The sequence below is a fragment of the Tenacibaculum sp. A30 genome (assembly GCF_051200845.1).
Taxonomy (GTDB): domain Bacteria; phylum Bacteroidota; class Bacteroidia; order Flavobacteriales; family Flavobacteriaceae; genus Polaribacter.
The window spans coordinates 1484614-1497787 of the sequence record NZ_CP195160.1 but is presented as its reverse complement, the minus strand read 5'-3'; the positions used below and the strand labels follow the sequence as shown (position 1 = coordinate 1497787).

The 13174-nt window shown below is 30.0% G+C and carries 11 protein-coding genes and 1 tRNA gene; 2 read left to right on the top strand and 10 right to left on the bottom strand.

The window, feature by feature from the left end; all coding sequences use genetic code 11:
* The 8 genes from ACR9ES_RS07205 to ACR9ES_RS07170 form a co-directional block, all read right to left on the bottom strand.
* A complete protein-coding gene (locus tag ACR9ES_RS07205; protein ID WP_435253715.1) occupies nt 1-1014 on the bottom strand; it encodes a hypothetical protein in 1014 nt (337 codons plus the stop codon).
* A 12-nt stretch (nt 1015-1026) separates the two neighbouring features.
* Nucleotides 1027-2052, bottom strand: a complete 1026-nt coding sequence (locus ACR9ES_RS07200; protein WP_435253714.1) for a hypothetical protein — start codon at nt 2050-2052, stop codon at nt 1027-1029.
* Nucleotides 2053-2179: 127 nt separating this feature from the next.
* Nucleotides 2180-4258: a hypothetical protein gene (locus tag ACR9ES_RS07195; protein ID WP_435253713.1), complete on the bottom strand. Its 2079-nt coding sequence runs from the start codon at nt 4256-4258 to the stop codon at nt 2180-2182.
* A 14-nt stretch (nt 4259-4272) separates the two neighbouring features.
* A complete protein-coding gene (locus ACR9ES_RS07190; protein ID WP_435253712.1) occupies nt 4273-5235 on the bottom strand; it encodes a hypothetical protein in 963 nt (320 codons plus the stop codon).
* Between the two features lie 10 nt (nt 5236-5245).
* The gene (locus ACR9ES_RS07185) at nt 5246-6145 is read right to left on the bottom strand and encodes a hypothetical protein (protein ID WP_435253711.1); all 900 of its coding nucleotides are present in this window, start codon (nt 6143-6145) and stop codon (nt 5246-5248) included.
* Nucleotides 6146-6184: 39 nt separating this feature from the next.
* On the bottom strand, nt 6185-6793 hold the full coding sequence (locus ACR9ES_RS07180) for a hypothetical protein (protein ID WP_435253710.1): 609 nt from the start codon (nt 6791-6793) through the stop codon (nt 6185-6187).
* A gap of 94 nt (nt 6794-6887) precedes the next feature.
* On the bottom strand, nt 6888-8573 hold the full coding sequence (locus ACR9ES_RS07175; RefSeq protein WP_435253709.1) for a hypothetical protein: 1686 nt from the start codon (nt 8571-8573) through the stop codon (nt 6888-6890).
* A 670-nt stretch (nt 8574-9243) separates the two neighbouring features.
* Complete coding sequence (locus tag ACR9ES_RS07170) at nt 9244-10368, bottom strand: hypothetical protein (protein WP_435253708.1); 1125 nt, start codon at nt 10366-10368, stop codon at nt 9244-9246.
* 482 nt (nt 10369-10850) lie between these two features.
* Between ACR9ES_RS07170 and ACR9ES_RS07165 the strand changes: the two genes are divergently transcribed.
* A complete protein-coding gene (locus ACR9ES_RS07165; protein WP_435253707.1) occupies nt 10851-11153 on the top strand; it encodes a hypothetical protein in 303 nt (100 codons plus the stop codon).
* A 181-nt stretch (nt 11154-11334) separates the two neighbouring features.
* Here the strand turns inward: ACR9ES_RS07165 and ACR9ES_RS07160 are convergent.
* Nucleotides 11335-11408: transfer RNA gene (locus ACR9ES_RS07160), tRNA-Ile, on the bottom strand.
* Nucleotides 11409-11462: 54 nt separating this feature from the next.
* Nucleotides 11463-12434 carry a polyprenyl synthetase family protein gene (locus ACR9ES_RS07155; RefSeq protein ID WP_435253706.1) on the bottom strand — a complete coding sequence of 324 codons (972 nt, stop codon included), beginning with the start codon at nt 12432-12434 and terminating at the stop codon, nt 11463-11465.
* A 126-nt stretch (nt 12435-12560) separates the two neighbouring features.
* Here ACR9ES_RS07155 and ACR9ES_RS07150 point away from each other — a divergent pair, with 126 nt between their 5' ends.
* A complete protein-coding gene (locus ACR9ES_RS07150; RefSeq protein ID WP_435253705.1) occupies nt 12561-13169 on the top strand; it encodes a TetR/AcrR family transcriptional regulator in 609 nt (202 codons plus the stop codon).
* Nucleotides 13170-13174: the final 5 nt, after the last annotated feature.

The window sequence follows — 13174 nt, the reverse complement described above, 5'->3', positions numbered from 1 at the left end:
TTATATAGTTTCATTAAATAAGTATATATTGTGTGAGTTAAAATTTACTGCAATAAGAATAGTAATGAACGATGCTTTGTGCAAATCAATAATATCGTTTGATTTTACTTTGTTGTATATATTTTCTGACACATCAATGTTTCCATTATTAGTAACTAAACGAAACTTGGTTGCGTTTCTATTGGAAGTGATTTTAAGCTTGTCATTAACCTGAACTGTTGTTATTTGTTTGAGTTTTCCATTTCTAAAAAACGTTGCATAGTTATTTATTTCTATAAGTAGTTTAAATGAAGTATATACAAAAGCAACAAGTACAGGAATTATAAAAATAAAAATACCTTGCCATAACAATAATAACAGTAATGCAAATGCTATTACAAAAATTAATCTTTTTCTCATTTTTTTCCAAAATATCTTTTTAACTACATCCACTTCTTTTTGACTCATTGGCATAGTTTTACTTTTATTTGGAATGAAATTAAGAGTGTTATTAACTTCAATCGATTGCTGATGGTTCTCTAATATAGTAAATGTTAAAACCTCTTTGTTTTTTGGACTTACTTCTAAATATATTTTGTCTCCTATAGTAGCTTTTGAATATACCGTGTAAGGAATACTGTGTTCTTGAATGTCAACACTTATATAATATGAAGTTGTGGTAGTACTATTTGAACTATTACCCGCTCTTGAGGTAAATTTTTTTGAAGAAGAGGTGTGTTTTTCTATTCGTTTATCGGTAATTATTCCTGTATAGCAATGTTTAATTCCTTTTTTTAAATCAATGTAGGTACTCCAAAAAGTGTATACTATAATACTTAAGAAGAACAATAAAAAAATAGCAAAAACGATTATAGGAATTGTACTAAATTTTGCGGGCTTTAATACATTTTTAAAAATGAAAAAGAATATACCACCTACAAAAATTAAGAAAATAACCAAGAAAACATACTGCTGACTAATTTTTTTCTTATCTTTAGAGGAAAGCGGTTTTATTTCATAATTATTTTCTGTCATAGTTAAAAATGTTTATTTAGGAATTTTGATATATTTAAGATGTTCTACCAATTCTAAATACGTGTTTTCATTATACTTTGTGTCGCCAACGATATTGCCATTTTGTAACGTTGTTCTAAAAAACTGAATTGTTGCTATGTTTTCTTGCTTGATATTTACATTGGCTGTGGCATATTTTACCTTGTTACCTAAGGTGTCTTTCTTGTAGGAATAGATGGTTATTTGGTAAGGTTCTACCTTGTCTAAATGCTTTTCGTAAAATTGCCAAGTTTGATTGCTATATTGCTCTAAGTTAAAAGGGATATTATCTTTTGGTGCCTCTTTATTAAATCGTTGAATACCTTTATTTATTCTGCTTGTAGCATTATTCTCTTCAATAATTTTAAAAGCAATATCTACTATTTCTGTATGTATATATGCCTTGTAATTAGTGCTAGGTTCTGTATAAGATAAAATTTCTTTATCTTCTAAATAGAAGTGGTTAGAAATTACATCTTCTTTAGCTTTATGTTTTTGATGATGTACTTTTTTATACAAATTACCTTTTTTGGTGTAATAAAATGTAGTTATAGAATTAGTATCATTTATATTAGCTATAATGCTTTGTAGCTTATTGTTTTGATACTCATATTTTATATGGTTTTTTTCCCCTTTTTTTAAATAGATGCGCTCTTCTATTAAATTATGCTGTGTATCATAAACATATTGATGTTTTCTGTTTAAATTAGAATTACGATGTTTAATTATTCTTTTACGTAAAAGACCTTTTTTATAGTTACTGCTTAATTTTAACCAATCGCTACTCGTATTGCTTTTTCTTTCGTAGCTTTTTATGGTACCATCAGTGTTGAAATTGTAGCTAACTTTTTCGGTTTGTATTGCTTTTTCAGAATGTAACGTATACGTTATCATCTCAACTTTTTTAACCGATTGTGTAAATCCGTAATCTTTAGCTGTAATCTTTGGTAAAGATTGTGCAATAGCATTACAATTTAATACTAAAAAAATGACTGTAATAAATTTAATTTTTAGGAGCATATTGTTTTTTAGTTTGTTTTTATTTATATTTTTTTAGATGCTTATCTTATATAAATCTTTAACTGCGTGGTCTTTATTTACTTTATTGATAGTTATTTTTTTGCCAAACTTTGTTGTACATTCTCAATTATTTCTGAGGCATTGTTTTACTATTTGCAGGATTGTAGCCGTTTGCATAATTTACAATTAGTTGACCGTTTTTAAACTCACCATAGGTTTGAGTGAAGGTTTTAACATCTGTTCTAACACCTAAACCCGTAATATATCCATTGTGGGCAAATGCTCCAGAATACACATAGGTTGGTGTTTTAAACATTCCTGAATAATTAATTTTACCATTGCTATCCCAGTCGCCTACATAAAAGTTTTTGTTAGCCCACCTGTAAGCACCTGCCTTATATGGTAGTCCGTTTTTAAAGAAGCCAACATATACATCTCCTTGGTTGTATTTAAAGGCACCATACCCATTTTGGCAGTTTCCTAAGCAATTTTTACCGGTTGATTTTTTCTGTAAATAATCAGTAAAAAGATTGGTGGTTAATTTACCTTGTGTGTAAATACCCGCCTGAAAAGTTTTGTTGTTTTTAACGTAATACCCATAACCGTGTTGTTTGCCATCTTTCCAATGCCCATAATACTGCTCGTTGAGTTTATTCCAATAATAAATTCCAAAACCATTACGATACCCATTATAAAAATCACCGTCATAACGATTACCATTGGCAAAGAAAAATTGTGCATAACCGTGTAGTTTACCACTTTTGAAAAAGCCAAACACTTTGCTACCGCTATTAAAAACATAAGTGCCATAACCATTGGTACAGTTACCTTTTATGCAAGCATTTTCTGTTTTATTATTTTGAGGTTGTGTAGTATTAGTTTTGCCTGAAATTTTATCGGTAGAAATATTAAAATAACGTCCTTTGTTAAATACGCCTGGTTTTGAATTAGCAAAGTTGCTTAATACATAAGTTGGAACATTACTGATTGAAAACACGTAGTCTTTTGTCCCTTCAACATACCCTTCAATTTTATAATCCTTAAACCGTTTACCTGCTATAAAAAAGCTTACGTGTTCTTTGTCTTCTGATGGGATATACCAAATTGAATTCCCTCTAGAGGTCATAGAAATTGCAGGGTATGCCTTGGTTTCTTTACTCGTATTTTGCAGTGCGCTTTCTGCAAAATAAACATCTTTACTTTTAGTATCTCTAGCAATAATATTTTTATATTCTGATTGGTATTTCCACTTTCTGTAAGAAAAAATTGATGGGATGCCTCGCTCTATACACATTGCTGATTTACCATCACTAATAATACTATTTTCTGACTGTAGTAAAAATTCAAAAGGAATTGTAGTATTTAAAGTTATTGATGTGTCAAGGGCGTTTCTCGCAATGTAATAAGTGTTCGTTAATGGATTAAAGAATATATAATCGTTGTTAAATTTGTTCCATAGCGACGTGTTGTCTAATTTACCATTGATATATAAATGAGGTATTGCCAAACCGCCTTTTAAGTTTAAGTCGCCCGTAGTTTTTTTTATTTGTGCATTTTTTTCAAAATCTTTATATTCACGATGATAAATAATGCTTCTGTTATATTGGTGTAACATATTACCTGCAGCATTGGTTTCTGTTCTTTGTATCCAGTTACCTTTAGAATCGTATTGATATTTAAAAAATGTTTTACTGTTATTTTTGTTTGCTTTTCTTGCTGTTAGCAACCCGTTTCTGTAATATTCAGTTTTAGTAGTTGGTAGTTTATCTGTTACTTTAGATGTAATAGTTACTATAACCAAATCACCTTGTTTTATATAACTATATTCTTCTGTTTTGTAGCTGTAAATTGCTTTTTTAATTCTGTTTTGTGCATCGTATTCATAAATTTTTCCTTCGTCGTAAATAAGATTTCCGTTAGCATCATATTTGAAATTGAGTGTTTTTCCATTGGTATATGTTGCTGATATGGGTCTGTTATAATTGTCAAATTTTATATGTTTTCTATGTTTTATATCTAACCAATTACCCTTATTATCGTAAAAAGTAAAACTGTCTTGAAATACATCACCCTTTAGTTGTGTTTTATCTAAACTAGCACCTTTGGGTAATGGATTAACAGGAGCGTTTACCCAATTTATAGTTTGTGCTTCAGCTACAAGTGTCTTTAATAAAAATATGATAATGAGTGTGTAATATTTTTTCATTTTTTATAGGTGTTTTATTTTAAACGAGCTACTTTTTTTTCAAAAAAGACATCAAAATTGGTACTACCACTTTCGGATCCATCTGCATAGATTAGTTTTTTAAATACCAATCGTCTTATATGCATATTATATTGTTTGTCTATTTGCAAACGCTTTATCCAATCGCCCGTTTCGTTTCTACTTTCTGCAGGAATAGTAAAAATGGTTCTTGTGGTGGGTTTACCTTGTAGTTCACCCATAAGTTTGACAAATGAATTAGGTTCTTGTTCTTTTAATTTTCGCATTTTTAAGGCATAGTTTAATGCGTTTTCATTTACTTCGATATCTAAATCATTATGATGATAAGCCTTGTAAAAAGTAACTATCGGTTCTCTGCCCAAATAGAATGATGCAAATTTTTCAGTTCCATCGTAAACAGTATAACTTTCAGTAATTTTACCATTTACACTAGTTTCTTTAATACGACTGTAATTTTTATTATGGTTAAAATAAGTTGTCATTCTCCCCCCGTTGGAGTATGATCTTTCTATTGAATTTACCAAACCATTTTTATACGTATACGTATCCGTAAAATTTGAAAACTTGCCATTCGCTACAATTTTTGTGAGTTTTTGATTGGTGTTATAATGTAATTTTTGTTTGTTATTAAAATTTACTGATGAAGCATACGTGTTTATACTGTCTAACAAGCCATTATTATATTCATAATTAGTAGCTGTTTCGCTAGCGTATTTACCAAATATTTTAAAATACTTTTGTATAATAAAGCCTTCTTTGTTAAAAGAATACACTTCTATCATTGTTGGCTTGTATGATATGCTATCTACTTTGTAGTAGGCTATATTTACTTGTTTTACCTGTTTTTTAAAACCGAATGATTTCCAATGAGTTTGTGGTGGTATTAGACAGTCATTTGTTTTTTGACTATACGTTTTAAAAACATTGATAACAAACAGTAAAACGATTATTTTTTTCATCTTATTCATATTAGTTTTTATATGTTATAGTACGTTTGGTAATAGTAGTATATAACCACTTATTATTTTTCATTTGATATGTTTTACGTACTATCCAATTATAATTATCATCATATTCATATTCAAATTTTTGGTAGGGTTCACTGTCTTTTTCTATATTTATGAGTTCTTTATAATCAGTTTCATCACCAAACACTTCTACCTTCCTACTTTTATAGTTGTATTTTGTTGTTGTGGTTACACCCAAATTACCAATAGTACGCTCAAGAGGTTTTTGAAGTGCATCAAATTTTAAATGTTCTGTTTCTACGGGTGTTTTAATGTTCTCTTTATAGTATTCTTTTTTTAAACTTTTTGTAGCGTAATTGTACCAGCTTTTAGTTTGCGAGGATATTTTTTTATTTGAGGTAAAAACTGTTTCTTTAATATAATCATTATCATTTCCTTGATAGGTTACTTCAAAAACATCTGGATTGGTATTGAGTAAATATCTTTTTACGACAATTTTATCTACATTAAAAGAACCATAGCTGTACTGACGTTCTTCAATCATCTTTTCTTTCACTGTATTAAAGATGGTAATCGTTTTTATTTGGTTGCCATTCGGGTTTGTATAGTTTATCCGTACATCAAAACTCATTTCTTTCATTGGCTGATTTATAAAACGATAGTCCGTTAATTGGTAGGTGTTATTCCAACTCCAATATTCTTTAGAAAAAGGATATTCTTTGTTTTCATCAATTTCAAAGACCTCTTTAGTCATTGTTTTTATTTGAGAATAGTCAACCACATCAATAGTATTCTTAAAAGTCCAGTCAGGTGGGTAATAAGCAATTTCATTTTGAGCTACCAAAAAATAACTTGTTAGCAAAAAGCATAGTGTTATGAAACGATTTATAAATAATTGCATTTTTTAAAATTTTATTGTTGAATATTTATTTTTGAAGTGTTATAAGAAGAAAGTATGGCACTCAATATCAAAAAAAGGGAATATGATAATGACAGAGCCCCATAAATTATCGGGTGTAAAAGTTTTAGGAAAATTTTTTACCACAAAAAATAGCAACGCTGCACCCATAATAATGGATATATGAAGTATGAGTATATTTGGCGTAAACATCCCAAAACCAACAGCTAATGGTTGCTCTGTTTTATGGAGGTAAATCCGTTCAACCAATACGAATAATAGATTGCTATTAAAAAACCAATTTTTAAAAAATAGCACTTCCATATTAATTAAAGTAAGTTCATTATTTTTCCAGTTTGCTATAAATCCAAAAAAGACAATAATAAAAATGAAATAAACTACCATTATAAATAAAGAGCTAAAAATGGTTTCTCCTTTCTTGATGTTAACTATGGAATTTTCATTTTGTTTATAACAAAACCTATCGACAATAATTCGTATTAGTTCACTAAACCAAAAAAAGTAAATAATATAAAAAACGGTAGATTGCCCATTTACTACCGAAAGTAAGGTTAATAGCGTAAATATGATAAAATTCCACTTTCGGTTGTGTTGCAATGTTCGTTCTAATATAGATAGCAATGGTTTCATTGTAGTATCAAGCTATAATTTGGCTTTATTTCGTTATGTTAGTTAATGGAGCTGTAGTTAATGTTTTGTTTTTCTAAACCTATTAAATTGTATTTTAGTTAAATACTACTGGTATCCAGTCCGTTTTTATAATTTTACCTTTATTAGCAGCACCTGTTCCGTTACATATTGGGCATACTTGCTTTGTATACCCATCAACATACCTTATTTCTTTATAAACTTTTTGGGCAGGTATATAGTTTGATTTGTATACGTGTTTATCGTAATAAACTCCTTTTACCGTATAAGAATCATTTGTGTATTTTGCAGGAATGGTATAAACATGTTTTTTTGTTTCTTTATAAATTGGCACTCGTATTGTTTTCTCACAGGATTGATTGTTGTCGGCAACATAATCATGTTTCACATAAACTTTTTCGTTGTTAGTAATTTTGGCTTGTATATTAGGGTTGTCGGAAAAAACCGTGATATACTTTTGGGTATTATTCACACTTTTTATTTTCGCAGTACGGTTAATACTTTCTATATAAACTATATCACCTACTTTTAACTCATTAATTTTGGTTTCAAAACCATTTTTTATTCGTCCTGTAAGGCCTCTTCTACCCTTATGAGAAAAACCTTCTATTGGCATAACATCCCAAATATTCTCATATTTTGTCACCGAGTTACCAAAAATATGCTTTGTGTTCTTGGGATTTCCGTTTTCAAACAATCCGTAGTCGGCATCAACATCATGCCTGTAACCGCGATGATATCTCACTATTTTTGTGCGGTAGCCAATACCGTGAAGTTTTCCGTTTTTAAAGTGCCCAACTTCCAAAAAAGTTCCATCACCTGGTTTGTTATTATCTTGCGGAATCATATGTACCCCATAACCGTTTAAAGTATCAATACCGTGGCTAACTAAGGTCGCAATATTATATGAATAGACTTCAAAATCGGTTTGTCTTTTCAATTGCAGAATGTCTGGCTTTTCATTTGCATGCGCTTTTATTTTAAATTTAATTTCTTTGTCAATGATTACTACCCAATAGTTTTCTTGTGTCTTTTTGTCTTCCATAAACAATACAGAACCATTAGTTACATCCTTTTTAGTTGGATAAATAAACCCTGTCAGCTCGAGGTCATTCTCATAATTATAATAACTTCCCGTATGGTCGTAACCATAGTATCGGTCATTTTCATTATTTGCAGGAGCATAATATGATGGGTTTTTCGACGAAACATAGTCGACACGATTTCTACCGTACTTTGGATGCTTTTTATAAAAATATCTTTCTTTATAAGGTAAGTCAGCAATCTTATTTCCGTCAGGGTCAATTTCCACAAACCGATTAACCCCAGGTTCGCCTTTATCTTCTACAACGCCATTCCAAAAGTTACCATTTTCATAAAACATTGGGTTTCGAAGTATATTATTTCCATTTTCAATATTATAATCATAATTCAACTGTTCATTTGAGACGTAATATCTAGTACAAAATGGAAATTGCCCGTCAAAGAGTCCTGAATTATATCTAACCTTAGTGCTATAAAGAGCCATACCATGGTTAATAAAGTCTATTCGTTTGTATTTTTTCTTGTTTTTTAAGCTCTTTCCTTTACTGTTAGCTTTTTCAAAGTGTGTACGATACGCTCTGTATTTATCGAATTTGAATTCAGAAAAATCGTAAATAGACGATAACTTGATGTCATCATAAATAAATGATTGAGCATTAACCGTATTTAAACAAGCTGTTATGCTAATAAATGTTACAATAAAAAAAAGTTTTTTCATTTTAAATGAGGTTTAATGATTGTGCTTTCAGCTTAATTCAGCTTTGCTCAGTAAATTACGAAATAGAACATATAAATCTGCATTGACAATAGTAGCATCGTTTAGATAAACTATAAGCATACCAGGTACTTATGATATGCTCATCTCTATATTCTCAAAACGTTGATAACCTTCATGATACTTTGTGTTTGCGACTGTGTCTACCTAACGGTCTAACCTTGTATCTGCCTAAATCATTTTTGTATTGTTCGGTTTTTGGTTATCAGTTAATTAAGTTAAAACAGGGGCCGTTTCTGTAAGTAAGCATTTCAATTTTACCTGTTTGTTTACTTATTTTAATTACAGTACCGTCAATTAGATGCTTTTTATTATATGTTTGATATGTATTTGTTCTGCCTGATTGTATTACCATGTTAGGCCCACTAGTAAGACTTGATTAGCTTAAAATCATAGGAGATCACCATTACCATTAGTAAAAGACTCGAATGTTATTCTGTGTTTTTTTTAAATCTTTTTCTTAATATGCTTACGGAATTCTTGCGATGCATAACTTGTGCTTATTATAAAAATAAGCTACAATATGCATCCATGCCTCCTTAATTTTAACTTTCATAATAATTGATTTTTTTGAATATTATTTATATAGAGTCTTAAAAAACAAACACTAATGTTAAAAAAACTTTCGGTTAAACTCATTCACATGATGTTCTAAAAACTTTGTAATAGCTTGTGCTACACCTTTTTCGTATTTATTAGCGTTTGCTTTTATTAATGCAGTGTTTTCTACCGAAATATTATCTGCTCTATACATTTTTCCAAAAGCAGTTTCTATGCCTATATAATCTGTGTCGGTTTTTGCAAAAGCTTGTATTTTTTCTTTACCTACTACGTCATTTATTTGTAAATCTTTTTTTAGTACTCCCGTGTACGTACCAAGTGGCGAACTACCAATATTATGTTTTCCTGACACAAAATCTATTGCCGAAACACACAAGTAATTTTTCTCCTTTGATTTTCCTGTCAATCCTATTTTGGTAGTAAACGATTTGTTTTTTACTCTACTTTTTACATGCTCATACGCAGCAATACGTAAATTGGTGTTAGCAGTAATCTTTGCTCCCCTACCTTGATATGGTTTTTTTACGTCAAGAAATAACACATATACATCTGCATTAATAATGGTAGCATCATTTAATTCTGACGATAATTTTGAATATGTACGTATTTCACTAGTAATGCTATTACGTCCGTCATCATTTTTTAATCTATTGATACTTCCTAAAAATCCACCTCCCTTTTTCTTACCGTCATTAGTAAATCCTTTTACAAAAAAAACAGTATTTTTAGGGTAAACAGTTATCATACCAGGAACCTCTGATAGGCTCATTTCCATATTTTCAAAACGTTGATACCCTTCATAATACTTTGTGTTTGCGGCTGTATCTCCATTCAGTACATTAAATCCTTTTGATTTTAAATCTTGTATAAAATTTTGGTAAGCATCATCTGTTATTTGTTGTAGTGTAGTAGCAGGAATATCCATACCTACAGCTAAAGAAGCTTTTGTTTTACCAGATAATGCTCTCCCCATAAAACCACCATTTGTTTCTGTAGTTTTTAGATTATATAGCTGATAGTTTACTGAAAAATTAGCGATATAAACATCTTTAGATTTAAATTTTCTAGAGCCGTAAGCACCGCGTTGTTCTTTGGGTTCAAAGTCTCCCAAATTTTGAGAATTAGTAGTGAGTAAAGAGCCTAAGCCTAGCATTAATATAAATAATCTTGTTCTCATAATTATTTTTAGATTTTGTGTAGCTATATTACACATAAATGTAATGCTAAAAAATAGGGCATCTGTACCATTTTTTATGTACGAACAAAAGAGGTGAAGATGTTTTTATTAACTCCTAAACACAGGAAATCGATTAATTTGTTGTTTGCTATGCCAAGTAATTCATATTTGTAAAGGATTCGGAAAAAACTTATTGATTTTTAACCACTTGTTAAAGTGCTTATTTATAGTGACTTTTTTTGTAGATACAGATGAAAAATTGTAGCTATTTTTACTTTTACTAACATAATAGAGTATATAGATTAGCTTACGTTTGAATCTTGATTTTAAATAATATATCCAGTTCAAAATATAAATGTTACTTGTTTATTATTTATCTCTGTAATATCTCCTTTTATGTATTTGTAAATTTCGTAACTTCTTTTTGTATCTACTAATTCTAAATCAAATTCCCAATTTTCATATTGCATACCTATTTTAAAGTGTTAAATCCGCATGAAGGAAAGGTTTTCTCAGCACAAAATCTACCTGCTGAATTGGCTTTACTAGGTAAAATTACCAATGATATTGATGTATTGTTGTTGAATAAAGAGACGAATACTATTAGGAGAGTTTTACTGAGTGTAAGACCTATAATAGATAATGAAAACAACATAGCAGCAGTTGTTGTAACTATTAAAGATATAAGTAGGTATAAAAGATTAGAGGCAGAATTAGAAAAAAAAGATCAAGAGTCAAGAAGGAGAATTGGATTTAAGAGTGATGAATCAAAAAAGGAGGAATAATATTATCGTTGAGTTACCTTCAAAAACTATTTTCCTTTAGTTTTTTGGGAGTGGTTAGGGGGTGCCGATAAGCAAAGGAGGTTTCTAATAATGTTAGTTTTATTGATGTTTACAAGGGAAGTGTTTGTTTTTGTGGTTTTTACGAAACAAAAAAGCTTCACAAAAAGTGAAGCTTTAAAGGTGGTCCCACATGGGCTCGAACCATGGACCCCCTGATTATGAGTCAGGTGCTCTAACCAGCTGAGCTATAGGACCTGTTTTTATTTGGATTGCAAAAATAAAAACTTTTTTAAATAAATAACTATTTTTTTACACTTTTCTACTCATTAAATTTTCGCCGAATACACGTAAACCTTCTTTTTGTTGCTCACTAATGTTTAGGTGTGCAAGACTTTCAAAAGCCTTATTTGTATAGTACTCAATAAGTTTAAAAGTTTCTTCAGGAATATTATTGTCTCTAAAAATGGTAGAAACAGTAGTTATTTTTTCTGTATTATTTTTTTCTTGTCCGTTGTATAAGTTTAATAAGCTTTCTTTATCCTTAGGATTGGAAACTTCCAACGCTTTTAAGTATAAGTAGGTTTTTTTGTTTTCTATAATGTCGCCACCTACTTGTTTTCCAAAAGATTCAGGATCCCCGAAAGTATCTAAATAATCATCTTGTAATTGAAAAGCGATACCTAAATTTAATCCGTAGTTATATAAATGTTGTGCCTGTTCTTCATCAGCTTTAGCTACAATAGCGCCCATTTTTAACGCAGCAGCAACTAAAACAGATGTTTTCAAGGTGATCATTTTGATGTATTCCTCAATGGTAACATCGTTTCTTGTTTCAAAATCTACATCCAATTGCTGTCCGTCGCAAACCTCTAAAGCAGTTTTACTGAATAACTGAGCTAGTTTTTGAAATATTGTAGGCTCATAATTTTCAAAATATTGATATGCCAAAATCAACATAGCATCTCCAGAAAGAATAGCTGTATTGATATCCCATTTTTCATGAACAGTTTCGTTTCCTCTGCGTAAAGGAGCGTCATCCATAATATCGTCATGCACTAAAGTAAAGTTGTGAAAAACTTCAACAGCTAATGCAGCAGGTAACGCTTGCTTATAATTGCCTGAAAAAATATCAGCAGCAATAAGAGTAAGCATTGGGCGAATTCTTTTTCCTCCTAATTGAAGTATATAATCAATTGGTTCATAAAGGTTTTTAGGTTCTCTAGAGAATTTCTGAGATTCTAAATAAGCTATAAAGTCTGATTGATATGATAATATGTCCAAATCTGAAAATTTTTGTAAAAATACGGTAAACAAAAATTCTAATGGTAAGTCTGTGTTAAAAAAAGATTAAAACTAAGGAAACTTTTTTTGTTTCTAAAGTTTCCTGTTGTATTTTTGCCCTCGATTATGAGAAATAAAATTATTAATAAAGCAGGAGAAATGTTTTTAACCTTAGGGTTTAAAAGCACAACGATGGATGATATAGCGAAAGAGCTTGGGATGTCTAAAAAGACATTATACAAGTACTTTCCTAATAAAACGTCTTTGGTAGATGTTAGTACCGAGGCAGTTCATAACACAATTAGTGAAACAATTAACGCAGTTAAAAGTCAAAATTATAATGCTGTAGAAGAAGAATTTGCTGTAAAAGCAATTTTTAAAGAGATGCTTAAAAATTCAAAAGCATCACCTATGTATCAGCTTAAAAAGTACTACCCAGAAACCTATGCAAAGTTAATAGAACGTGAGGTGTGCATGTTTAAAGATTGTATTGTAAGTAATTTAACCAAAGGAATTGAACAAGGATTGTATAGAGCAGATATTGACAAAGAGCTAATGGTGAATTTTTATTTCACCTTGGTTTTTGGAGTTTTTGAAAGCGAATTATATGGAGACGAAGTTCAAGAAATAATGAAAATTGAATATGAGATATTAGAATATCATATCAGAGCAATTGCCACTGAGAAAGGAGTGAAAGAATTAGAAAAACAACTAAAAATTACGAATCAAAATTAAAAACA

What these genes read in the sequence shown, in the direction of transcription:
- ACR9ES_RS07185 (WP_435253711.1), bottom strand. Translation starts at nt 6,145, where the DNA reads ATGCAATTATTTATAAATCGTTTCATAACACTATGCTTTTTGCTAACA.
- ACR9ES_RS07205 (WP_435253715.1), bottom strand. Translation starts at nt 1,014, where the DNA reads ATGACAGAAAATAATTATGAAATAAAACCGCTTTCCTCTAAAGATAAG.
- ACR9ES_RS07170 (WP_435253708.1), bottom strand. Translation starts at nt 10,368, where the DNA reads ATGAGAACAAGATTATTTATATTAATGCTAGGCTTAGGCTCTTTACTC.
- ACR9ES_RS07190 (WP_435253712.1), bottom strand. Translation starts at nt 5,235, where the DNA reads ATGAAAAAAATAATCGTTTTACTGTTTGTTATCAATGTTTTTAAAACG.
- ACR9ES_RS07150 (WP_435253705.1), top strand. Translation starts at nt 12,561, where the DNA reads ATGAGAAATAAAATTATTAATAAAGCAGGAGAAATGTTTTTAACCTTA.
- ACR9ES_RS07175 (WP_435253709.1), bottom strand. Translation starts at nt 8,573, where the DNA reads ATGAAAAAACTTTTTTTTATTGTAACATTTATTAGCATAACAGCTTGT.
- ACR9ES_RS07195 (WP_435253713.1), bottom strand. Translation starts at nt 4,258, where the DNA reads ATGAAAAAATATTACACACTCATTATCATATTTTTATTAAAGACACTT.
- ACR9ES_RS07180 (WP_435253710.1), bottom strand. Translation starts at nt 6,793, where the DNA reads ATGAAACCATTGCTATCTATATTAGAACGAACATTGCAACACAACCGA.
- ACR9ES_RS07200 (WP_435253714.1), bottom strand. Translation starts at nt 2,052, where the DNA reads ATGCTCCTAAAAATTAAATTTATTACAGTCATTTTTTTAGTATTAAAT.